The sequence below is a fragment of the Enorma burkinafasonensis genome (genome assembly GCF_902150035.1).
Classification (GTDB): Bacteria; Actinomycetota; Coriobacteriia; order Coriobacteriales; family Coriobacteriaceae; genus Enorma; species Enorma burkinafasonensis.
Genome location: NZ_LR597511.1, coordinates 14,886 through 38,477 on the forward strand (window position 1 = coordinate 14,886; position 23,592 = coordinate 38,477).

The window sequence follows — 23,592 nt, forward strand, 5'->3', positions numbered from 1 at the left end:
CGCTTATCGACGAAACAGGCACTATTGTCCTACAACGGCACCGAAGCGCAACCGGGCCGAGGCACCGCGCCCGTCAGTGACCCGTCGCGAGGCCGCCCCATACCTGGTCGGGGATCGGCCGCGGAAGCGTCAGCGCGCCACGCGCACCCGCCGCCGCTCGAGTAGGTACGTGAGCGCCGCAAGGCCCCAGGCCACCAGCGAGAACGCGGCGCCCACGGCGCCCACGTGCGCGAGCCCCGGACCCGAGACCACCGCGCCGCCCATCGCCGTGCCGAAGGCGATCCCCATGTTGAAGGATGTGGGCTCGAGGGAGCTGGCGAGCGTGAGCGCCTTGGGGTGCCAGCGCAGCGCCGCGTTCATGAAGACCGACACGCACGGCACCGAGACGAGGTACATCGAGAGCCCCACGCAAAGGATCGCGGCGACGCCGCCCAGGGCGTTCCCGCCCAGGACCCACACCCCGAACAGCAGCAGCGCCTGCACGGGAAACGTCACGGAGAGCGCCTTGATGCCGAAGCGGCTGTCGAGCCACCCCGAGAGCAGGTTCGAGAAGAAGCAGGCCACGCCGTAGGCCATGAGCACCGCGCTCGCCGCGACGGCGTCGAGCCCGAGCACCTGCTCGAGGTAGGGCGTCACGTACCCGTAGAGCACGTACACCGACCCCACGCCGAACAGGAAGATGAACACGCCGCACGCGACCTGTGGCTCGCGGAAGAGCTCGACCTGCTCGCGCATGGTCGCCGGCGCATCGGTCGAGCCCGTGCGCGGCAGCACCGCGAGCAGCGCGACCGATGACGCCACGGCGAGCACGAGCGCCGCCACCATGATGAGGTGCCAGTCGAGCGCGTGCGCCACGATCTTGCCCACCGAGGTGATGAACACCATCGCGACCGCGAACGACGCGTAGACCACCGAGATCGTCATCGACGAGCGCTCGGCGCCCACGAGCTCGGGGATGTAGGTGATGCCGAGTGCGAGCAGCCCGCCCGACACCGCACCCAGCAGCACGCGCGAGGCGAGCAGCAGCTCGAACGTGGGTGCGAACACCATGACCACGTTCGCCAGGCAGAAGAGCGCCGCGTACACCGCGAGCAGCGGGTAGCGGCGGAAGCGCCCCGTCACGATCGCGAGCGTGGGCGTGAGCACCGCGTACGCGACAGAGAAGAAGCTGATGAGTTCCCCCACGCGGGCGAGCGGTACCTGGAACGCCGCGGCGAGCTCGGCCTCGATGCCGATCACCACGAACTCCGAGCACCCGAGCGCGAAGCCGATCAGCACGAGCAGCGCGACGCACGCGAGCGCCCGCCCGCGCGAGACGGACGTCGGCGCGGGCGCCGCGGTACCTGAACCACCTGACACAGAAATCCCCCCGATCGAATCTTGACCGAGGGGATTGTACAACGGACGGGCCCTAAAGGGCGACCGGTTCGCGCGGGCGCCCCGCCGGGCGCCGGGACCGCTTCCGCCAGACCGCGCTACTTCACGGTGAGCACCGGCACGTCCACCGAGCGCAGCACGCCGAAGCTCACGCTGCCGAGCATGCCGCGCAGGGCGCCCAGGCCGCGGCGCCCCATGACCACGAGGTCGATCCCGTGCGACTCCACGTACTCGGCGATGCCCTCGACCGGTGAGGACGCGACGCCCGCCGTGATCACGACCTTACAGGTCGCTCCGTCGAGCGCGTCATCGACCGTACCCTGCATGTCGGTGCGCGCGCGGTGCACGAGCGCGCCCATGATGTCGTCGTTCTCGGTACGGTCGGGATCGGACAGGTACGAGAGGTCGTCGAACGCGTTGCCGGTGAGCGTGGGCGAGGTGAACGCACCCGTCGCGACAATCGCCAGCACGTGGACCGTCGCCGTGGGGTCATCCCCCGCTATGCCGAGCGCGATATGCAGGGCGCTCTTCGCGTGCTCGGACTCATCGTAGGGAACCAGGACGTTCTTGAACAACATGGCCGCTCCTTTCCCTCGCGGCGACTCTTGACCTGGTTATACCCTCCTGAGACCATGCCGTGCGAGGCGGCCCGTCGGCGGTCGCATGCCCCCGGCGAGCAGCACGCCCCGCCGTTGGCAGTGCCGATCGCAAACATGACGAAAGTGAGGACTAACTGGGAGGCATCTCGATAGATCGCAAGACCAACGGCATACTTACCTGCCGTCTTTGTCTTTCGGTACCGTTTTGTACCCGGCGTGCTTTCTGTTTGCCCTCACTTTCGGCATGTTTGCGCTTACCCCACTGTCACCTCGGATGACAAGGGTCTTTTCTTTCTCTATTCGCCCCCTCTGAAGCAGCTTTTCAACTAGTAGATACCTTTTGCCTGAATCGCCCGGTAGCCAACGCCACCCTGCTTCGATAACCTGCATGTTTAGCCCGGCGAGGCACCCGTCTACCCACGGGACCCGCAAAAAGGTACCGACTACTTGAAAAAGATAAGACAAAAGATGAGACCAGCCGGGAGGCACGAGCGCCAAGCCCGGCCTACCGCGCGCCCCTGCGCGCCTCGAGCATAGCCGTCACGGGGAGCAGGTCCTCGGGCACGGTGACCTTCAGGTTGTCGCGCGCGGTCTCCACGCAGCGCATACGGCCGCCGAAGCGCTCCACGAGCGACGAGTCATCGGTCCCCACGAAACCCGCCGCCCCCGCCGCCTCGTGCGCGCGGCGCATGGCGTCGAGCCTGATGATCTGCGGCGTCTGCACGGTCCAGAACCGGCTGCGCGGCGGCGTGTCCTCGATGATGCCATCCTCGCCGACCACCTTGAGCGTGTCGATAGCCGGCTGGCCGCACACCACCCCGTCGAGAGCGGGATCGGCGAGCAGCACCTCGATGGCATGATCGATCGCCTCGGGCGTGATAAGCGGACGCGCACCGTCGTGGACAGCCACGATATCGAAGCCCGCGGGCACCGCCTCGACGCCGGCATCGGTCGAATCCTGCCGCGTCGCGCCGGCGTCGGCGAAGGTCACGGGCGTCGCGAAGCCGAACGGCTCGACGGCGCGCCGACGCATCTCATCGCGACGCCCTGCCGGACACACCACCACGATGTGGCCCACATGCGCCGCGCGGTCGAACGCCTCGAGACACCACGACATGAGCGGACGGCCCGCCACGTCGATGAGCTGCTTGCCGCCGGGGTTGCCGAAGCGCTGGCCCGAGCCGCCCGCCACGACCACGGCGCACACGCGTGCCCCCGCAGCTCCGGCGCCGCAGCCCAGCGCACCCCTCGCAGCCGGTGCCATCTTATGCCCCCTGCTTGCCCTGCATGCGGTAGAGCGAGTCAGCGAGGATCGTGGGGTTGTTGACGCCGAAGTCGCCCAGGCGCTCCGGGTTCTCCTTGATGTTGTCGAGCAGCTCCTGGAGCGACCCGTACTCGTCGACGATGCGCTCGGCCACGCCGTCGCGCACGACGGACACCTGCGAGAGCGTGCGCAGGCCCAGGGGCGTCATGACGGAATCCTCGTCGAGGTCGTCGTAGCCCAGCACCTCGGCGACGCGATGCGGATTGGTGAGGTCCTGCGCCTTCATCTTGGCGAACTGGTCGCGGATGCGCGCCGCGTTCTCCTCGGACGAATCCGACGCGTAGTCGCGGATCATGAGGTTGTAGTCGTTCTCGATGGTGCTGCCCGCGAGCTGCTCGAGCTGCATGCGCACGAGCTTGCCCTGGCTGCCGAGCTTGACGATGCAGAACTGCAGCTCCTCCTTAGCTTGCTGCAGGATCTCGAAACTCGAGAAGATGCTCGTGATGTCGGCCAGCGTGACGTAGTTGTCGAGCTCGAGGGCGGTGAGGCGCAGAAGCGAGCGGTCGAGCGCGGCGCGCGTGGTCTGCAGCGTCGAGACGAGCTGGTTGACCTGGCCCATGATCTCGGTGACCGTCTGGATCTGGTAGGACTTGCCGTGCACGTAGACGTTCACCACGGATCGGCGCTCAGAGACCGAGATCACGATCGCGTCGGTGAGCACGCTCATGCGCGCGGCGGTGCGGTGGCGCATACCGGTCTCGCTCGTCGCGAGCGAGGGGTCGGGGTTCAGGTGGAAGTTCGCGCGGAGGATCTGCGAGAGGCTCTCGTCGATGACGATGGCGCCGTCCATCTTGGAGAGCTCGAACAGGCGGTTGCTGGTGAACGAGATGTTGAGCGGGAAGCCGTCGTTGCCGGCGGCGAGCACGTTCTCCGAGTCGCCCACGCAGATGAGGGCACCCAGGTGCCCGGCGATGATCATGTCGAGCGCGGTGCGGATCGGTTGCCCGGGGGCCGTGAGGCGGATGGCCTCGTTCATACGCTTCTGAATCTCGTTCTTCTCCAATGCGCTACCCCCAAACCCATATGCATGCACACAGTCACTGGTATTTTCCCACGAGCGCACCGTATAACGCGACTTCAACCGCATATTCAAGAGAAAGCAAGAACTGAGGCGCCGCATGCGGGCGCGGATGCCGGGCCGCGCCGGAGGTGCCGCATGCGGCGGCGGGGTCGGGCCCGCCTACCGGCGCGAGCCCGTCCCGACCTGCATGGCGCCGCCGGGACCGCCGCCGACGGCCACCGGGGCCGAGGCGCCGGAGCGCGGAGCCGCCTCGAAGCTCGCCCCCAGCGCGCCGGTCGCACGCGGCGCGGGAATCTCGCCCGTGCCGTGGCTGAACACGAACGCGTCGTCGACCACGTCGCAGAGCACCGTGTCGCCCGCGCTCCACTCGCCGGCGAGCAGCTCCTCCGAGAGCGGGTCCTCGATGAGGCGCTGGATGGCGCGGCGCAGCGGCCGCGCGCCGTTGGTGAGGTCGGTCCCCTCGGACACGATCTTGGCGACCGCGCCGTCCGTGAGGCGGATGTTCATGCCGTTCGCGATGAGGCGCTGGCGCAGGTCGTCCACCAAGAGCTCGGCGATGGCGGTGAGGCTCTCGCCCGTGAGCTTCTGGAAGACCACGATGTCGTCCACGCGGTTCAGGAACTCGGGCCGGAACAGGCGCTTCAGCTCGGACATCGCGCGGCTGTGAATCTCCTTGCCGGAGAGCCCCGCCTCGCCCGTGGTGCCGAAGCCCACGCTCGACTCCTGCGAGATCTCGCGCGCGCCGACGTTCGAGGTCATGATGACCACGGTGTTGCGGAAGTCCACCGTCTTGCCCTGGCCGTCGGTGAGGCGGCCCTCGTCGAGCACCTGCAGAAGGATGTTGAAGATGTCGGGGTGCGCCTTCTCGATCTCATCGAAGAGCACGACCGAGTAGGGATGCCGGCGCACAGCCTTGGTGAGCTGGCCGCCCTCCTCGTGGCCCACGTAGCCCGGGGGGCTGCCGATGAGCTTCGAGACCTCGTACTCGCTCGCGAACTCGCTCATGTCGAAGCTGATGAGCGCGTCCTTGCTGCCGAACAGGTACTCGGCGAGCGTCTTGGCGAGCTCGGTCTTGCCCGTGCCCGTGGGGCCCAGGAAGATGAACGAGCCACCGGGACGGCGCGGGTCCTTGAGCGGCGAGCGGCTGCGGCGGATGGCCTTCGCCACGGCGGAGACCGCCTCGTCCTGGCCGATGATGCGCGTCTTGAGCACCTGCTCGCAGTTGAGCAGGCGACGGCTCTCGTCCTCGGTGAGCGAGGAGACCGGCACGCCGGAGGTCACGGAGACGATGTCGGCGATCTCGCCGATGCCGATCGTGACCGGCGCGGCGTCGAGCTCGGCCGTCCAGGCGGCGCGTGCCTCGGAGAGCGCGATCTCGGAGCGCTGCTCCTGCTCCTTGAGCTCGGCGGCGCGGTTCATGTCGTCGCCCTCGGTCGCCTCCTCGACCGCGGCCTTGAGGCGCGCGACCTCGGCCTCGGCGGCGCGCACCGGCTCGGGCGCGCGGTTGCGCGCGATGCGGGCGCGGGCGTCGGCCTCGTCGATGAGGTCGATGGCCTTGTCGGGCAGGAAGCGGTCCTGGATGTAGCGGGCGGAAAGCGACGCGGCCGCCTCGACGGCCTCGGGCGCATAGTGCACGTGGTGGTGCTCCTCGTAGCGCGGCAGCAGCGCGTTCAAGATCTTGATCGTATCCTCGACGCTCGGCTCCTCGATGTCGATGGACTGGAAGCGCCGCTCGAACGCGGGGTCCTTGGAGAGGTACTTGCGGAACTCCTCGGCCGTGGTGGCGCCGATGATCTGGAACGCGCCGCGCGCGAGCACGGGCTTGAGCATGGAGCTCGCGTCGATGGAGCCCTCGGCCGAGCCGGCGCCGATGAGGGTGTGCATCTCGTCGATGAAGAGGATCGCGTCGTCCGCCTCGGTGCACTCCTGGATGACGCCCTTCAGGCGCTCCTCGAACTCGCCGCGGTACTTCGCGCCGGCCACGAGGCCGGGCAGGTCGAGCGACCAGATTTTCTTGTCCATGAGGTTCTCGGGCACGTTGCCGGCCGCGATCTCCTGGGCCAAGCCCTCGACGATCGCCGTCTTGCCCACGCCCGGGTCGCCCAGGATGAGCGGGTTGTTCTTGGTGCGCCGCGAGAGGATCTCCATCATGCGGGCGATCTCGTGGTCGCGGCCGATCACCGGGTCGAGCTTGCCGTCGCGCGCCTCCTGGGTGAGGTTCGTGCTGAACTGCTTGAGCATCGAGGTTTCCTCGCCCTTGCCGTGCGCGGCCTCGCCCGAGAAGAACGGCAGGCCCGCGCCGGGGCGCGACGTGGCGGAGCCGGCGAGCGGCCGCTTGCCCTGGTCCTTGGAGGTGAGCTTCTCGACGGCCTGGCGCACCGACGCCGCGGTGACGCCCAGGCGCATGAGGATGTCCATCGCCATGCAGGATGACTCGTCCACGATGCCGAGCAGCAGGTGCTCGGTCGAGACGTAGGTCTGGTTGTTCTCGCGCGCGTGGCGGAAGCTCTTCTCCATGACGGTGATGACCTGCGGCGTGAACGCGAGCTTGCCGCCCTCGGCCTTGCCGTCCGCCGGCGCGGCGCCGGAAGCGGAGGCGTCGGCGGGAGCTCCCGCCTGCCCGTCGGAAGCTGCCGCGTCGGGTGTGGAGGTGCCCTCGGCATCCGCCTGCGCATCGGGTGCGGCGGTGCCGGCGGCGGCGCCCTTCTTGGAGACGACCTCCTTGAGCTCGTCCATGATGTCGTCATAGGAGATATCGAGGGTGCGCAGCGCCTCCGCGGCGATGCCCTCGTCCTCCTTGGCGAGCGCGAGCAGCAGGTGCTCGGTGCCCACCTTGTTCGTGGAGAGCGCGATCGCCTCTTCCTTCGCCAGGGACATGACGTGACGCGCGCGATCGGTGAATCTGTCCAACATGCTCGTACCTTCTGTCGTGCTGAACCGTGCGGGGCGGCTCGACCGCGCGCTTCGGCGCGTCGAACCGCATCAGACCCGTGTACCCATTGCCTATCGATACTAACAGGTCGCGCCGGAACGATACATGCCTCGAATACAGGGGAGCCCCCGGCGGATCCTCCTGAGCGATTCCGCAGCCGCGAAGCGGCGAGGACCTGCGAAGGAGAACCGCCGGGGGCTTCCCGGTGAGAGCTTACGGCTCAGGGCTTAGTACATGCCGCCGCCCTGCGCGTTGGCCGTGGCGGACGCGATGGCGTCCTCGAGCGCGGTGTTCTTCGGCACGTCGGTCACCGTGGCCTCGGTGATGAGGATGAGCGACGCGACGGACGCGGCGTTCTGCAGCGTGGTGCGGGTGACCTTGACGGGGTCGAGCACGCCCATCTTGATCATGTCGCCCCACTCGCCGTTGGCGGAGTTCAGGCCCTCGCCCGCGGGCAGGCTGGCGACCTTGTCGACCACCACGGCGCCCTCGAAGCCGGCGTTCTGGGCGATGGTCGCCACGGGGGCGGTCAGCGCCTTCTTGACGATGTCGATGCCGATCTGCTCCTCGGGGTCGGAGATCTCGATGCCCTCGAGCGCGGGCGCGGCGTCCATGAAGGCCACGCCGCCGCCGGCGACGATGCCCTCCTCGACCGCGGCGCGGGTCGCCTGCAGGGCGTCCTCGACGCGGTGCTTGATCTCCTTGAGCTCGGTCTCGGTCGCGGCACCGACCTTGATGACGGCCACGCCGCCGGAGAGCTTGGCGAGGCGCTCCTGGAGCTTCTCGCGGTCGAAGTCGGAGTCGGTGTGCTCGAGCTCGGCCTTGATCTGGGCGACGCGGCCCTCGATGGCCGCCTTGTCGCCGCCGCCGTCGACGATGGTGGTGTTGTCCTTCGTCACGGTGACGGACTTGGCGGTACCGAGCATCTCGGCGGTGATGTCGGCGACCTTGATGCCCAGCTCGTCGAGGGCGGCCTGGCCGCCGGTGAGGGCGGCGATGTCCTCGAGCATGCGCTTGCGGCGGTCACCGTAGCCGGGGGCCTTCACGGCGACGACGTTGAGCGCGCCGCGGACCTTGTTGAGCACGAGGGTCGGCAGGGCCTCGCCCTCGATGTCCTCGGCGATGATGAGCAGGCTCTTGCCGGCGCGCGAGACGGCCTCGAGCACGGGCATGATGTCCTGGACGTTGGAGATCTTCTGGTCGGTCATGAGGATGTAGGGATCCTTGAGCACGGCCTCCATGCGATCGTTGTCGGTCACGAAGTACGCCGAGACATAGCCCTTGTCGAACTGCATGCCCTCGACGGTGTCGATCTGGATATCGAAGGTCTGGCCGTCCTCGACGGTGATGACGCCGTCCTTGCCCACGACGTCCATGGCGTCGGAGATCTTCTCGCCGACCTTGGGGTCGCCGGCGGAGATGGTGCCCACGGAAGCGATCTGCTCCTTGGTCTCGACCGGCTGGGCCTGCTTCTTCATCTGGTCGACGGCGGCGTTGACGGCCTTCTCGATGCCGCGGCGGATGGCGAGCGGGTTGGCGCCGGCGGCCACGTTGCGCAGGCCGTCGTTCACGATGGCCTGGGCGAGCAGGGTCGCGGTGGTGGTGCCGTCACCCACGGTGTCGTTGGTCTTGGTGGCGACCTCCTTGACGAGCTGGGCGCCCATGTTCTCGATGGGGTCCTCGAGCTCGATCTCCTTGGCGACGGAGACGCCGTCGTTGGTGATGGTCGGCGCGCCGAAGGAGCGCTGCAGCGCGACGTAGCGGCCCTTGGGGCCCATGGTGACGGTCACGGCGTCAGCGAGCTTGTTCACGCCCTTGGCGAGCTTGGTGCGCGCCGTGGTGTCGAAAGTGATGTCCTTAGCCATCTTATGCATCCTCCATTGCTAGAAGTTGGTACCGAATGATCCGGCTGCGAGCTACTCGACGACCGCGTAGATGTCGTCGGCGCGCATGAGCAGGTAGTCCTCGCCGTCGATCTTGACCTCGTTGCCGCCGAACTTGCCGTAGATGACGGTGTCGCCGGGCTTGACGTCCATCGGCATGCGCTCACCCTTGTCGTTGAGCTTGCCGGCGCCCACGGCGATGACCTCGCCGCGCTGCGGCTTCTCCTGGGCGTTGCTGGCGATGTAGAGACCGGACGCGGTCTTCTGCTCGGCAGCCTCGGGCTTGATCAGAACGCGATCACCAAGCGGCTTGAGACTCATAGAAGGTTCCTCCTTCACCGGTTGCGCGGGCTGGCCGCGCACCTCTGACTTACGTACGCCCAGAATGGTACCCATCTGTCGGAACTTATACAACGGACGGGCAAAAAATCTTATTATTCGACACTTAGATTTTGTGAGTCTCTCGGTTTCCCCGGGCGCGCCGGATACCATGTCGCCTGCCAGCGCAGCAGCCGTTGTCCACTCATCACTCCGTTTAGTCCAAAGACCGAGATTGTTTATTCTGCAAGAAGTCTATCCCCCGGCCGGCGCTGTCGTGCTACCGTACTCACACAGGGCCGCCATGCCGGCGGCGATTCGCACTCCCCGCATTCCGTTGAAAGATCCAGGCGATGGAAACCGATTCGTTCAATGTAGTCTCGTTCGCCGCGACGTTCGGCGTGTTCACGCATGAGCCGCTCGAGCGCCTCGAGGCAGCCGGGTGCAACGTCACCATCGTCGAGCACGACCACCCCCTCTCACCCACCGAGATGATCTACCATGCGCACGAGGCCGATGCGGTCATCTTGGGCGGCGGGGGCATGAAGCGCTCCGTGATGGAGCGCCTCCCGCGCCTCAAGCTCATCGTGCAGCATGGCCGCGGCATCGACGGCATCGACTACACCACCGCCATGAAGTGCGGCATCACCATCGCCAACACACCCGGCGTCAACACCGAGGAGACGGCCGACCTCACCTTCGGCCTCATCATCGACCTCGAGCGCCATATCACCCAGATGAACAACGAGTTCAAAAGCGGCGTCTGGAAGAAGCGCGCCGGCCACAGCCTCTACGGCAAGACGATCGGCATCGTCGGCGTGGGCGAGATCGGCAAGGCGGTCGCGCGGCGCGCGATGGGCTTCGGCATGGACATCCTCGGCAACGACATCTGCCCGCAGGAGGACGCCGCCGCGACCGGGCTCATCTTCACGAGCCTGAACGACCTACTCAAGCGGAGCGACATCGTCACCCTGCACGTGCCGCTGACCTCCTCGACCGTCAACCTGATCGGTGCCAAGGAGCTCAAGATGATGCGGGAGAGCGCCATCCTCGTGAACACGTCGCGCGCCGGCATCATCCGCGAGACCGCGCTCGAGAAGGCGCTGCGCAGCGGCAGTCTCTACGGCTACGCAACCGACGTCTACAAGAACGAGCCCGGCCCCGCGCCGAGCATCGCCGAGCTCCCCAACGTGATCGTCACGCCGCACGTGGGTTCGGCGACCTATGAGACGAACCTGCGCATGGGCATGGCGGTCGCGGACAACATCATCGCGGTCAAAAACGGCATGACCCCGCCGAACGTCGTGACGCCTTTGAGCCTGCTGTACGGCTAGCGCACCCGCAGACCCCATACCAATATATAGAGCCGCCGCCCCAGCGCGGACGCGCCGGCCCATCCCGTCGAGCGGGCCGCGATGATCTCTCGTCCCGATGCGCGAGGCGGTAAGCGAGCTGCCATCTTTCTAACTACTTAATTGTGTGCATTATGTGTGCGTATTCTTATTCTGTTCTAGTTTTATGCGTTTCTAAGTTTTTTTTATGCACTTTTGATTTAGCGTTTTTTGTCCCTTGTTTTCAATCTTCACGATAAACGGTCAAATCTAATCGGTGAACGGTATCTTGCTTTTTTATAAACTCGGCTACTAGCTGCGGTCTCCATATTCATTAAGGCAGATACCTACCGTTCGCGGATACCCAGTTGCGCTTACTCCCATAAGTGTTGAAAATATGTGGCCATCTTCAGACAGTGGATTGAATTATGCATCCACTTAGAGAGAGGAGATGGCATGCTCGAAGAAGCGAGCAACTTCCCGAAGGTGACCGTCATCTTGCGCGGCTACACCTACGACCAGTGCCGTTGCGTGGTGCGCCAGCTCGTCGGCAGCAAGCTCAACGCCGTCGAGGTGGCCATGAACACGCCGGGCGCGGCCGAGACGATCGCCAAGCTCGTGCAGGAGTTCGGCGACGAGGTCCACATCGGCGCCGGCACCGTCACCACGGTCGAGCGCGCCAAGGCGGCCGCCGCGGCGGGGGCGAAGTTCATGCTCTCCCCCATCAACTTCACCGAGGAGATCTTCGAGATCGCCCGCAAGGCGGGCGCCATCACGGTCCCGGCTGCCTACACCCCCACCGAGGTCATCAAGATGTTCGACATGGGCGCCGACATCGTGAAGATCTTCCCGGCGGCGTGCGCCAGCCCGCGGTTCTTCTCCGACATCCAGGCCCCGCTCGACCGCATGCCGCTCATGGCGGTCGGCGGCGTCAACGGCAACAACGTCCAGGACTACTTCGACGCGGGCGCCGAGTTCGCCGGCATCGGCTCGGGCATCTTCGAGAAGGATGACATCCGCGCCATGAACGAGGACGCGCTCGCCGAGCAGATCAAGGCATTCGAGAACCGGGTTAGGTGGTAGACATGGCAGGACTGTTTTTCTCCGAGGACCTCGTGACGATCCTCGACGAGCCGGGTGACTTCGCCGCCGTCGAGAAGAGCATGGCCGACCGCATGTTCGAGGTCGGCGTGGTCAAGGACACCTATGCCGGCGCGATCGCCGAGCGCGAGAAGGGCTTCCCCACCGCGCTGGCCGTCGGCGAGGTGAACGTCGCCATCCCGCACTGCGACACCGAGCACGTCAACAAGGACGCCGTGTGCGTGGGCATCCTCAAGAAGCCCGTCGCCTGGCACCGCATGGACGACGCCGCGGCCACCACGGACGTGAGCCTCGTCTTCATGCTCGCCCTGAGCGAGCCCCACGCCCACCTGCAGATGATCCAGAAGGTCATCGGCATCATCCAGGACCAGGAGCTCGCCAAGCAGCTCGTCGCGTGCGATCAGCATGGGGCCTTCGAGCTGCTCAAGGACCGCCTGGCCTAAGCGCCGCGCCCCGCGGCACCCGATCGGCATATCCGGCTGGACACCCAGCCGATACGCAAGGCAGACGCGAAAAGAAAGGAAATGGCATGAAACGCGTACTGTTTGCCTGTGGAAACGGCATCGTGACCTCGACCATGGTCGCCCACAAGGTCGCCGACTACCTCGAGGAGAACGGCGTCGAGATCAAGTACGACCAGTGCAAGGTGCAGGAGGTAGCCGCCATCGCCGGAGACTACGACCTCGTCGTCACCTCGGGCCAGTTCAACGAGAACGAGATCAAGACCCCCGTCATCATGGCGATCAACCTGCTGACCGGCATCGGCGAGGACGAGACCCTCGAGGAGATCCTCGAGGCCTGCAAGGAGTAGCCCTTAGGGCTCAGCGGCCACCCCATTCGTACCGTATCTAGAGGAGGAAATGCATGGACGCATTCGTCAACGGCTTTTTCGCTGCGTTCCAAGCGATCATCGATGCCGGCGCCTACGTTATGCTGCCGATCATCATCACCGTGCTCGGCCTGATCTTCGGCCTTAAGTTCAGCAAGGCGTTCAAGGCGGGCATCACCATCGACATCGGCTTCGCCGGCATCAACCTGGTCACCCAGCTCATGAAGGACCAGCTCGGCCCCGCCGCGCAGGCCATGGTCGAGAACTTCGGCGTGCAGCTCGACGTCCTCGACGTGGGCTGGAGCGCGCTTGCCTCCGTCGCCTGGGCGTCGCCGATCGTCCCGCTCATCGTGCTCGAGGTCATCGCCATCAACATCATCATGCTCGCGGTGCGCATGACCAACACGCTCGACGTCGACATCTGGAACTACCACTCGATGCTCACCTGCGGCGGCCTCGTGTTCTTCGTGACCGGCAACATCGTGTGGGCGCTCGTGGCCTCCGGCCTCATGGCGGTCATCACCTTCAAGTTCGCCGACTGGTCGCAGCCGCTCGTGTCCAAGTTCTTCGGTATCCCCAACGTCTCGCTGCCGCACGTCCCCGCCGCGAGCTCGCTGATCATCGCCGCGCCGATGAACTGGCTGCTCGACCGCATCCCGGGCGTCAAGGACATCGACCTCAACCTCTCCGGCGTCAAGAAGTACCTCGGCTTCTTCGGCGAGCCTTGGATGCTCGGCCTGATCCTGGGCTGCATCATCGGCGCCCTCGCCAAGTACGACATCGCCGGCATCTTCACCCTCGGCGTCTACATGTCCGCCGTCATGGTGCTCCTGCCCCGCATGACCGTTCTCTTCGTCGAGGGCCTCATGCCGGTCTCCAGCGCCGCCAGCAAGTTCTGCAAGAAGCGCTTCAAGGGTCGTGAGTTCAGCATCGGCCTCGACGCCGCTGTGGTCGTGGGTAACGACTCCGTCATCACCCTCGCCCTGCTCATGGTGCCGATCACCCTGCTGCTCGCCGTAATCCTGCCCGGCAACCACATGCTGCCGTTCGCCGACCTCGCGGTCATCACCTTCCGCGTCTGCCTGGTCGTTGCCCTCTGCCGCGGCAACATGTTCCGCTCGCTGATCATCGCCTGCGTCGTCATGACCGCGATCCTGTACGCCGGCACCGCTGCCGCCCCCTACATGACCGCCTTCGCCTCCAGCGCCGGCCTTGACTTCGACAGCCTGATCGCCTCCACCTGCGGCCCGTCGCTCACCATGAGCGCCATGCTCTTCTGGAGCTGCATCACCAACCCGGTCGTCTTCATCCCTGCCATCGTGGTCGTCTTCGCCGCCGTGTACTTCTTCATCGAGAAGAAGGTCGGCATGAACCGCATCCAGGCCTACGCCGAGGGCAAGACCCTCGAGGAGTACGAGGCCGAGCAGGCCGAGGCCGCTACCGAAGAGTAGTCCCTCCTTCGAACGCATGGCCTAGCGGCACACTCTCCCCAGTCAGCCCGCCATGCATCGGGCGGGCATCTGGATCCCAGGATGCCCGCCCGTTTTTTATCCGCAGACTGCAAGAAAGGTTCCCATGGACCAGCAAGCAAAGCACATCAGCATCGCCATCACCAACTCCTCGTCGTTCGGCTACGCGGTGCCCGAGCACATCGAGCGCCTCGAGAAGCTCGGCCCGGTGAAGCGCGTCGACGTCCCCGGCGACTGCCACGGGGCGGAGCTCGCGGAGGCCGTCGGCGACGCGAACATCATCATCTCCTCGGGCACCCCGCAGTTCGACAAGGAGTTCTTCGAGTGCAAGCCGGACATGCTCCTCGTCGCCCGTGACGGCCTGGGCTTCAACAACGTCGACGTCGACGCCGCCCGCGCCTGCGGCTGCTACGTGACCAAGGTTCAGAAGGTCGTCGAGCGCGAGGCCGTCGCCGAGTGCGCGGTCGGCGAGATGCTCGACCTGATCCGCCAGTTCAGCGCCGCCTCCCGCGCCGCCAACGAGAACCGCTGGCTTGACCGCGGGCAGTTCGTGGGCATGGAGCTGCGCGGCCGTACCGTCGGCATCATCGGCTGCGGCAACATCGGCTCGCGCGTCGCCGAGATCCTCCACCATGGCTTCGGCATGCGCGTGCTCGCCAACGACCCGGTGCATGACGACGAGTGGGCCCAGAAGAACGACGTGACCTACGTCGACCTCGACACCCTGCTCGCCGAGTCCGACGTGGTCACCTTCCACGCGACCCTGAACCCGACGTCGTTCCACCTCGCCGATGAGGACTTCTACAAGAAGATCAAGCGCGGCGCCTACGTGATCAACACCGCCCGCGGCGACATGCTCGACCAGGCCGCGACGGTCGCCGCCCTTGAGGACGGCACGATCTCCGGCCTCGCCATCGACGCCATGAGCGTCGAGCCGCCCGCGCCGGACGACCCGTTCCTCAACAACCCGCGCGTGCTCGTCACGCCGCACACCGGCGCCTACACCGTCGAGGCCCTCGGCGGCATGGGCGACATCTGCGTGAAGAACGCCGAGCTCGTCGCCCGCGGCGAGAAGCCGGTGAACATCGTCTGGGAGCAGTAGGGGCTTTTTGTGGCAGAAGGCCGCGACGCGGCCGTACCGACCTTTGGAGGTAATCCGACATGGCAGATCTATCAGCACGGGATTCCGCGATCAAGTTCGGCGCGGGCAGGTACCGCCAGGAGCGCAACCTCCTGCCCGAGCTCGGCGAGGAGATCGCCCGCTTCGGCAAGCGCGTCCTCATCATCGCCGGCACCCGCTCGTGGGCCGCGGTCGAGCCCAAGCTCGCGCCCAGCATGAAGGAGGCGGGCATCGACTGGGATCTCGTGATCTGGAAGGGAGCCTGCTCCGCCCAGGCGGCGGGTGAGCTCGCCGAGCGCGCGAACGAGTTCAACGCCGACGAGGTCATCGGCATCGGCGGCGGCAAGAACATGGACCTCGCCAAGGCGACCGGCGAGCTCGCCGGCATGGGCGTCATCAACATCCCGACGTCCATCTCGCAGTGCGCCCCGTTCGCCTGCACGAGCGTCATGTACACCCCGGAGGGCGCGAAAGACGTCACCTGGCGCTACGCCCACGAGATCGACGCCTGCTACCTGGATCTCGACATCGTGGCCAAGTGCCCCGTGCGCTATGCCGCCGCGGGCATCCTGGACGCCATGGCCAAGAAGATCGAGATCCTGAACGGCCGTCCCTCGCTCGATGTCACCGACACCGACATCGACCTGTTCACCGCCTACAAGTTCGCCGAGTACACCGCCGACGTCCTCGACCGGCGCGCGCAGGAGGCCATCGAGGCCATCCGCGCCGGCGAGGCCAACAAGGCGCTCGCCGACGTCGCGTTCATCAACGTGCCGGTGACCGGCATCATCTCCAACACCACGCGCGGCTACAACCAGACGCAGCTCGCGCACGTGTTCTACGACTGCACGCGCACGCTGTTCACGCGCGAGGTGGCAGACGTCGTCCACGGCGAGATCGTCGCCGTGGGCCTGTTCCTGCAGCTGCACTTCAACGGCCTCGAGCACCAGGAGGACGAGCTGAGGAAGCTCCTCGCCGACTGGGAGATGCCGCGCAACCTCTCTGACCTGGGCATCGAGCCCACCGAGGAGAACCTCGACGCCATCGAGGAGTACATCGTGAACTCGCGTCACTACAACAGCACGGACCCCGCCGACCGCGCACGGCTCCATGAGTCGATCCGCCAGATGATCTAGCCACATGGCTGCAGGGTGGCCGCGCGTCGCCCTGCAGCCCGCTGCCGGAGGGGCACGCGCACGCGCGCCCCTCCGGCAGCGCCGCCATCCGCACGGGTCGGGTGGCGGCGGACTCTGGAACACCATTCGCACGGAGGTACACATGAAGCGAGCCATAGACAAGCTCGATCCGTTCCAGCGGGCGATATCGAAGGCGCACCTGGCGTCAGCGGGCATCTCGATCGATTCGCTGCTCGACAGCGACCGCCCGCTCATCGCGGTGGCGAACAGCTGGAACGAACTCTGCCCCGGGCACGAGCCCTTGCGCCAGCTTGCCCAGGAGGTCAAGAAGGGCATCCTCGAGGCGGGCGGCGAGCCCGTCGAGTTCAACACGATCGCGATGTGCGACGGCGTCGCGCAGGGGCACGCCGGCATGCGCTACTGCCTCCCCCACCGCGAGATCGTGACCGATTCATGCGAGGCCATGATCGTGGGCGAGGGCATCTTCGACGGCGCGGTGTTCCTCGGCAGCTGCGACAAGATCATCCCCGGCATGCTCAACGCCGCGGCGCGCATCGACCTCCCCGCGGCGATCGTCACCGCGGGTCCCTGCTATGACGAGATCAAGCCCTCGGAGTCCAAGGCGCTGCGCGCCCGCTTCCTCGCCGGTGAGGCGACCGAGCGCGAGGTCATCGAGGGGACCCTTCGCTACTACACCGGCCCGGGCGTGTGCCCGTTCCTCGGCACCGCGAACACCATGGCCTGCCTCTCCGAGGCGCTCGGCATGATGCTGCCCGGCGGGGCGCTGCTCCCCTCCTCCACGAGCCAGCGCCGCTTCTGCGCGCGCCGCACCGGCGCCGCCGTCGTCGATATGGTCCGGCGGGGCATCAGGCCCTCGGACATCATGACCGAGCAGGCCATCCACAACGCGGTCGTGCTCCTTTCCTGCATGGGCGGCTCACTCAATGCGATGCTGCATCTCCCCGCCCTCGCACGGGAGCTGGGCCTCGAGCTCACCTGGGACGACATCGCCCAGGTGAGCTCATCGGTGCCCGTGATCACCAACATCGTGCCCAACGGCGACATGAGCTGCATCAACCTGTACAAGGCGGGCGGCGTCCCGGCGCTGCTCAAGACCGTCGAGGGGCTCCTCGACGGGGGCTGCATGACCGTCACGGGGAAGACGCTCGCCGAAAACCTCGACCGCGACATCGCGATCGACCGCACGGTGATCCGCACCATGGACGACGACGCCTCGGTCGCAAGCGGCATCCAGGTGCTCTACGGCAACCTCGCGCCCGAGGGCGCCCTCGTCAAGACGAGCGCCGTGCCCGAGGACCTGCATGTCTTCACCGGCACCGCACGGGTCTTCGACTCCGAGGACGCCTGCTACGAGGCGTTCGGCCAGGGCGCCATCGAGCCGGGGTGCGCCGTGGTGATCCGCTACGAGGGCCCGGTCGGCGGCCCCGGCATGAAGGAGCTCCACCGCGTGACCGAGATCATGCGTGGCATCCCCAACTCGGGCGTCATCACCGACGGCCGCTTCTCCGGCGCGTCGGGCGGGCTCTCCATCGGCTATCTCTGCCCCGAGGCGGCTGCGGGCGGCCCCATCGCCCTCGTCCAGGACGGCGACCGCATCCACGTCGATCTCACGCGCAACCTCATCGAGCTCGAGGTCCCCGCAGACGAGCTCGAGCGGCGCCGCGCGAACCTCGAGGCCTTTGGGCACACCGTGGACCGCGGCCTACTCCCACGCTACGCACGCATGGTCGGCAGCGCACGCACGGGCGCGGCCGTGCGGTAGGGGGCGGCCATGAGACTGATCTTCTCCGATATGGACGGGACGTTTCTCGCCGACGACAAGACCATCTCCGAGGACAACCTGCGCGCCCTCGACCTCATCGCCCGGGCCGGCGACCGGTTCGTCCCCTGCACGGGGCGGCTGTTCGACGGCATCCCCGCGTGCGTGCTCGAGCGCCCGGACGTCGAGTACGCGATCAGCGCGAACGGCGCTTGCGTGTCAAGTAAGACCGCGCAGGGCTGGCAGCTCGTCCATGCGCACGAGATGGCACCCGAGACCATGCTCGCGGTCGCGCATGCCGTGGAGTCGATGGACCTGCTCGTCGAGTTCTTCACCGAGCACGCCATCTTCATCACGAGCGACCGCTTCGCCGCGTTCGACCGCTACTTCAAGGACACGCCGTTCTACGAGTACGCGCAGCGCACCCGCCGGCCGTACCCCGGCACCGTCGAGGAGCTGGTGGCCGCCTGCGCGCCCATCTTCCGCATGAACCTGCGCACCTACACGCCCCAGGTGAGCCGCGAGGCCATCTGCGCCCTTGCGGGCATCGGGGGCCTGCACGTCACGTCCTCGATCCCGCGCGCGGTCGACATCACCGTCGCCGGGGCGACCAAGGGGACGGCGGCGGCATGGCTCGCCGACCACCTGGGTGTCTCGCTCGCCGATGCCATCGCGTTCGGCGACGCCAACAACGACAGCACGCTCCTCGCCGCCGTGGGCGACGGGGTGGCTGTGAGCAACGCCGATGACGACGCCGTCCGCGCGGCGCGCCATAGGACCTGTTCGAACAACGAGGCAGGAGTCGGGCGCTATATCGCCCGCCACTACGAGAAGGAGGACTGAACATGAGCAAACGAGGCCTGCGCATGGCCGAGGCCGACGACGTCGTGACCCTGCTCGGCGAGACCTGCGCCGGCGACACCGTCGACGTCATGGACAAGAAGACCGGTGCGTGCGTCGCGCACGTGGTCGCCAAAGACGACGCCCCGGTCTACCACAAGCTCGCCCTGCACGACATCGCCCGCGGCGACGAGGTGCGCAAGTACGGCGAGATCATCGGCGTCGCGACCGCCGACATCCCGCAGGGCGCCTACGTCCATGTCCACAACATCGAAAGCGCGAAAACGAGGAACCATGACTGAATTTCTTGGATACCCACGCCCGGACGGCACGTACGGCGTGCGCAACTATGTACTCGTGCTCTCCACGGTCGGGTGCGCCAACGGCACGGTGCGGCAGATCGCCGCGCAGGTGCCGGGCGCGGTCGGCGTCGAGAACGTCAAGGGCTGCGGGCAGATCGGCAAGGGCATCGAGATCATGAAGCGCTGCCTTGAGAACCTGCCCCGAAACCCCAACGTCTACGGCACGCTCATCGTGGGCCTCGGCTGCGAGAGCACCAAGCCCTACGAGCTGGCTGACAAGGTCCGCTCCGTGAGCCCCAAGCCGCTCGAGGTCCTCACCATCCAGGACGAGGGCGGCACCGACGCCTGCGTGGAGAAGGGCGTCGAGATCGCGCGCCGCATGGTAGAGGAGGCTCAGAAGGTCGAGCGCGTCGCCGTGCCGATCTCCGAGCTCATGCTCGCCACGAACTGCGGCGGCTCCGACGCCACCTCGGGCCTTGCGGCCAACCCGTCGCTCGGCTCGTGCAGCGACCGCATCGCGCGCGAGGGCGGCACCGTGCTTCTGGGCGAGACGACCGAGCTCATCGGCACCGAGCACATCCTCGCCGCGCGCGCCAAGGACGAGAAGGTCGCGCACGACGTCCTCATGATCATCAACGACCTCGAGCAGCAGTTCATCGATAACGACATCGATGTGCGCGGCGCGAACCCCACGCCCGGCAACATGAAGGGCGGCCTGTCCACGCTCGAGGAGAAGGCGCTCGGCAGCATGCAGAAGGGCGGTACCTCGGCGGTCAACGAGGTCATCCCCTATGGCTGCGTGCCCACCGAGCACGGCCTCGTCATCATGGACACGCCCGGCTACGACATCGAGTCGGTCTCGGGCATGACCTGTGCGGGAGCCCAGGTGTGCATCTTCACGAGCGGCCGCGGCACGCCGGTGGGCAGCGCGCTCGTGCCGATGATCAAGCTCACGGGCAACCACCAGACGTTCGAGAAGATGGAATCCAACATCGATATCGACACGTCGCCCGTCATCGACGGCACCTGCTCGGTCGACGAGATGGGCGACCGCATCTTCGACGAGCTTATCGAGGTTTGCAACGGCAAGCGGACCAAGGCCGAGGAGCACGGCTTCGAGGACTTCGCGATCTACCACAACCAAGAGATCTGGTGCTACTGCGAGCCGTAAACGAGCGTTCCGGCGCATGGCCGACCCCGCGGTCGCCATGCGCCGCTTACTTTCCTTGGGGGGTACACACATGCTCGAGTCCGTTAAGATCAAACCCTCGCTCACCTCTGCCGACCCGCTTGAGCTCGGGTCGGCGATCGCGCGCATCTCGCGCGCCGACGGCATCCACCTCAACATCACCGACGGGCACTTCTGCCCCAACCTCACGTTCGGTCCCGACCTCATCCGCGCCATCAAGCGGCGCTCGCCCCTTCCCGTCGAGGTCCACGTGATGGCGACCAATCCCGAGTCCGTGGTGCAATGGGTCCTCGACGCCGGAGCCGATACCGTCGTCTTCCCCATCGAGTCGTGCATGAGCCCGCTCAGGCTCGCGAGCTATATCAAGCGCGCGGGGGCGCGGGCGGGCATCGCGCTGTCGCCCGGCACCTCGCCGTCGGCGATCGAGTACTGCATCAGCCAGTTCGACATGGTGCTCATCATGGGGGTCGAGCCGGGCTTCGGCGGGCAGATCCTCATGGACACCACCTACGGCAAGGTGTCGCACATCTACGAGATGGCGCGCAACGCCAACCCGCGCCTCGACATCGCCGTCGACGGCGGCATAAACAAGGGCAACATCGCCCGCCTCGCCGCCTGCGGGGCCCGCTCGTTCTGCGCCGGCTCCTCGGTCTTCGGGGCCGAGAGCCCCAACGGGGCGATCGACCGCCTGCGCGCCCTCGCGATGGGGCGCTAGGCCGGCGGGCCCGACGGCGGGCTACAGCCGCGCGAGCAGCTCGTCGCGCTCGGTGCGGGAACGGGGGCACAAGGGCTCGAGCGCCGGGTCCTCGAGCAGGCGGCGCGCCTCCTCGGCCCCGCGGTGCAGAAGCTCGTACTCGGCGAGGCGCAGCTGCGCGGTAACGCGATTGAGGTGGCAGTCGGCGTTCACGAGGCGCTGGTACATGCGCTGGGCGTCCTTCTTCGTCCACTGCTCGTGCGGGCGGAGCATCTCCTTGCCGCTCTGGTAGACCGCCTCGAGCGGCCCCGCCCACTCGGAGCCGCGCGGGAGCTCCTGCCTAAGCTCCTTGAGCTCGGCGAGCACGCGGCGGGCGCCCTCCGCATCACCTATGGCGCAGCGGCACAGAAGCTCGACGTTCGCGGCGCGGACGCCCAGCTTGTCCCGCTTGCCGCGCACCTCGATGCCCTCCAGGCGCTTAAGCGCGGCCGCGGGGTCGTCGCAGAAGTAGTCGCAAAGCGCCAGGTCGTCCTGGGTGAGCATCTTCCCGCGCCTGCCGACCGCCTTGTCGCGCACGCGCTCCAGCACGAGGCGCAGCTTCTCGGGGTCGCAGTCATGCATGAGGATGTCCAGCAGCCCCTCGTAGCGGCGTGCGGCCCACCGGCGGAAGAGCACCACCACGACCCCGATGCCGAAGATGCCGATGGCGTAGCAGAGCCAGTTGGAGTACGACACGGCGCTGACGGAGGCCACGGCGATCGCGACCACCAGGGCGAGGGCGGCGACCTGCGCGAGACGATAGCCCGTCGCGTACGAGCGATAGGCCTCTTCGGCGGTCATGTCGAAAAACCGCGTCTTCCTGTCGGTGCCGCGGAGCTGGTACTTGGCCATGGATTACCCCCGGATCTTAGCGCCGGCCGCCCGGCGCCCCCTGCGATACGGCACCATTCTACGATACCGGCGGCAGCCCCTCCCTGCCGGATGAAGCGTACAATGACGTTTAAGGCATTTCGCGAACGAGATCGGGAGCAGAGCGCATGGCAGGCGACGTAAGCGGCACCATCCGGGAACTCGGCCGGGCGACCGAGCCCTACATCATCGAGCAGCGCCGGCATTTCCACCGGCACCCGGAGCTCAGCCTGCGCGAGTTCGAGACGACCGCCTCCATAGCCCGCGAGCTCGACGCGATGGGCATCCCCTACGAGCGACCGCTCGAGACGGGACTGGTCGCCACGCTCGCCGGGACGGCCGCAGACGCCTACCTGCCCGACGGCGCGCCCCGCCGGCGCCTGCTCATCCGCGCCGACATCGATGCGCTCCCCGTGACGGAGCGCACCGGCGAGCCGTTCGCCAGCGCGAACGAGGGCGTCATGCACGCCTGCGGGCACGACTGCCATATCGCCATGCAGCTCGGCGCCCTCAAGATCTTGAGCCGCATGCGCGATGAGCTGCACGGCGAGGTGCGCGCCGTGTTCCAGCCCTCGGAGGAGAACGGCGGCGGATCCAAGCTCATGATCGACGCGGGCGTCTGCGACGGCGTGGACGGCGCGTATGCGGCGCACGTCTGGAGCGAGGTCCAGGCGGGCACCATCTCGTGCGAGCCGGGACCGCGCATGGCGAACACCGACTGGTTCCGCATCGACATCCGCGGGACCTCGTGCCACGGCGCCATGCCCCAGCGCGGCGCGGACGCCATCATCGCCGCGGCCGAGATCGTGAACAACCTCCAGACCATCGTGAGCCGCGATCTCAACCCCTACGAGCCCGCCGTGGTGACCGTGGGCGAGCTGCACGGCGGCACCGCGCGCAACGTCATCGCGGGCACGGCCTACCTCACGGGCACCGTGCGCACGTACAGCGCGCCCGCCCACGAGGCGATGCCCAAGCTCATCGAACGCATCGCGGTGCATACCGCCGCCGCGCTCGGCGCCGAGGCCGAGCTCACCGACTACACGGTCGCCCATGGCGCCGTCGTGAACGACGAGCGGGCGGCGAGGCGCTGCCGGCAGGCGGTCGTCGAGGTGCTCGGAGAGGACGCCGTCGGGCGCTACCGGGGCACGCTCTCGGGCGAGGACTTCTCGGAGTACCTGCGCCTCGTGCCCGGCGTGCTCGCGTTCGTGGGCACGCGCAACCCCGCCATCGGCGCCACGTTCGCCCAGCATTCCTGCTATTACAAGGTTGACGAGAGCGTGCTCGCGAAGGGCGCGATGCTCGCCGCGCAGTACGCCGTCGACTTCCTCGCGGAGGCGGACGGCTAGGCGGGCGCGGGGCACGCCCCGCCCGACCCCGCCTCTCCGGACCCGGGCACTCCCGGGCCGCATCCTGTGACCGCTCATCCACCTCGGAT

General features: G+C 67.1%; 21 protein-coding genes. 13 read left to right on the plus strand and 8 right to left on the minus strand.

Going from position 1 to position 23,592, the window contains the following annotated elements; translation table 11 throughout:
• Window positions 1-129: 129 nt before the first annotated feature.
• The 7 genes from FS885_RS07130 to groES form a co-directional block, all read right to left on the minus strand.
• Window positions 130-1,359 carry an MFS transporter gene (locus FS885_RS07130; RefSeq protein ID WP_246060847.1) on the minus strand — a complete coding sequence of 410 codons (1,230 nt, stop codon included), beginning with the start codon at window positions 1,357-1,359 and terminating at the stop codon, window positions 130-132.
• A 116-nt stretch (window positions 1,360-1,475) separates the two neighbouring features.
• Window positions 1,476-1,955, minus strand: a complete 480-nt coding sequence (locus FS885_RS07135) for a universal stress protein (RefSeq protein ID WP_144744373.1) — start codon at window positions 1,953-1,955, stop codon at window positions 1,476-1,478.
• 526 nt (window positions 1,956-2,481) lie between these two features.
• Complete coding sequence (ispD, locus tag FS885_RS07140) at window positions 2,482-3,240, minus strand: 2-C-methyl-D-erythritol 4-phosphate cytidylyltransferase (RefSeq protein WP_144744374.1); 759 nt, start codon at window positions 3,238-3,240, stop codon at window positions 2,482-2,484.
• A 1-nt stretch (window position 3,241) separates the two neighbouring features.
• Window positions 3,242-4,303: a DNA integrity scanning diadenylate cyclase DisA gene (disA, locus tag FS885_RS07145; protein ID WP_144744375.1), complete on the minus strand. Its 1,062-nt coding sequence runs from the start codon at window positions 4,301-4,303 to the stop codon at window positions 3,242-3,244.
• 177 nt (window positions 4,304-4,480) lie between these two features.
• On the minus strand, window positions 4,481-7,234 hold the full coding sequence (locus FS885_RS07150; protein ID WP_144744376.1) for an ATP-dependent Clp protease ATP-binding subunit: 2,754 nt from the start codon (window positions 7,232-7,234) through the stop codon (window positions 4,481-4,483).
• A 246-nt stretch (window positions 7,235-7,480) separates the two neighbouring features.
• Window positions 7,481-9,118, minus strand: coding sequence for a chaperonin GroEL (gene groL / locus FS885_RS07155; RefSeq protein WP_144744377.1), 1,638 nt, complete (start codon window positions 9,116-9,118; stop codon window positions 7,481-7,483).
• A gap of 51 nt (window positions 9,119-9,169) precedes the next feature.
• Window positions 9,170-9,457: a co-chaperone GroES gene (gene groES, locus FS885_RS07160; RefSeq protein ID WP_144744378.1), complete on the minus strand. Its 288-nt coding sequence runs from the start codon at window positions 9,455-9,457 to the stop codon at window positions 9,170-9,172.
• 350 nt (window positions 9,458-9,807) lie between these two features.
• On the opposite strand from groES, the gene FS885_RS07165 reads away from it, so the two are divergent.
• The 12 genes from FS885_RS07165 (at window position 9,808) to FS885_RS07220 (ending at window position 21,266) form a co-directional block, all read left to right on the plus strand.
• A complete protein-coding gene (locus tag FS885_RS07165) occupies window positions 9,808-10,788 on the plus strand; it encodes a phosphoglycerate dehydrogenase (RefSeq protein WP_144744379.1) in 981 nt (326 codons plus the stop codon).
• A gap of 453 nt (window positions 10,789-11,241) precedes the next feature.
• Window positions 11,242-11,868: a bifunctional 4-hydroxy-2-oxoglutarate aldolase/2-dehydro-3-deoxy-phosphogluconate aldolase gene (locus FS885_RS07170; protein WP_144744380.1), complete on the plus strand. Its 627-nt coding sequence runs from the start codon at window positions 11,242-11,244 to the stop codon at window positions 11,866-11,868.
• A 2-nt stretch (window positions 11,869-11,870) separates the two neighbouring features.
• Window positions 11,871-12,329 carry a PTS sugar transporter subunit IIA gene (locus FS885_RS07175; RefSeq protein ID WP_144744381.1) on the plus strand — a complete coding sequence of 153 codons (459 nt, stop codon included), beginning with the start codon at window positions 11,871-11,873 and terminating at the stop codon, window positions 12,327-12,329.
• A gap of 86 nt (window positions 12,330-12,415) precedes the next feature.
• A complete protein-coding gene (locus FS885_RS07180) occupies window positions 12,416-12,697 on the plus strand; it encodes a PTS sugar transporter subunit IIB (RefSeq protein WP_144744382.1) in 282 nt (93 codons plus the stop codon).
• A gap of 53 nt (window positions 12,698-12,750) precedes the next feature.
• Window positions 12,751-14,166 carry a PTS galactitol transporter subunit IIC gene (locus FS885_RS07185; protein ID WP_144744383.1) on the plus strand — a complete coding sequence of 472 codons (1,416 nt, stop codon included), beginning with the start codon at window positions 12,751-12,753 and terminating at the stop codon, window positions 14,164-14,166.
• A 124-nt stretch (window positions 14,167-14,290) separates the two neighbouring features.
• On the plus strand, window positions 14,291-15,286 hold the full coding sequence (locus FS885_RS07190; protein ID WP_144744384.1) for an NAD(P)-dependent oxidoreductase: 996 nt from the start codon (window positions 14,291-14,293) through the stop codon (window positions 15,284-15,286).
• Between the two features lie 59 nt (window positions 15,287-15,345).
• A complete protein-coding gene (locus FS885_RS07195) occupies window positions 15,346-16,440 on the plus strand; it encodes an iron-containing alcohol dehydrogenase family protein (RefSeq protein ID WP_144744385.1) in 1,095 nt (364 codons plus the stop codon).
• Window positions 16,441-16,582: 142 nt separating this feature from the next.
• Entirely contained in the window at window positions 16,583-18,223 is a 1,641-nt protein-coding gene (gene ilvD, locus FS885_RS07200; protein ID WP_144744386.1) for a dihydroxy-acid dehydratase, read from the plus strand.
• A 9-nt stretch (window positions 18,224-18,232) separates the two neighbouring features.
• Window positions 18,233-19,063, plus strand: coding sequence for an HAD-IIB family hydrolase (locus FS885_RS07205; RefSeq protein ID WP_144744387.1), 831 nt, complete (start codon window positions 18,233-18,235; stop codon window positions 19,061-19,063).
• Between the two features lie 2 nt (window positions 19,064-19,065).
• Entirely contained in the window at window positions 19,066-19,362 is a 297-nt protein-coding gene (locus tag FS885_RS07210; RefSeq protein ID WP_219722247.1) for a UxaA family hydrolase, read from the plus strand.
• Window positions 19,355-20,533: a UxaA family hydrolase gene (locus FS885_RS07215; protein ID WP_144744388.1), complete on the plus strand. Its 1,179-nt coding sequence runs from the start codon at window positions 19,355-19,357 to the stop codon at window positions 20,531-20,533. Before FS885_RS07210 ends, FS885_RS07215 begins: the two co-directional genes overlap by 8 nt.
• A gap of 70 nt (window positions 20,534-20,603) precedes the next feature.
• Window positions 20,604-21,266 (plus strand): ribulose-phosphate 3-epimerase, encoded by a 663-nt coding sequence (locus FS885_RS07220; protein WP_186365814.1) that lies wholly within the window; start codon window positions 20,604-20,606, stop codon window positions 21,264-21,266.
• A gap of 21 nt (window positions 21,267-21,287) precedes the next feature.
• Here the strand turns inward: FS885_RS07220 and FS885_RS07225 are convergent, their stop codons facing one another.
• Window positions 21,288-22,136, minus strand: coding sequence for a hypothetical protein (locus FS885_RS07225; protein WP_144744390.1), 849 nt, complete (start codon window positions 22,134-22,136; stop codon window positions 21,288-21,290).
• A gap of 146 nt (window positions 22,137-22,282) precedes the next feature.
• On the opposite strand from FS885_RS07225, the gene FS885_RS07230 reads away from it, so the two are divergent.
• The gene (locus FS885_RS07230) at window positions 22,283-23,503 is read left to right on the plus strand and encodes an amidohydrolase (protein WP_144744391.1); all 1,221 of its coding nucleotides are present in this window, start codon (window positions 22,283-22,285) and stop codon (window positions 23,501-23,503) included.
• The last annotated feature ends 89 nt before the right edge of the window (window positions 23,504-23,592 follow it).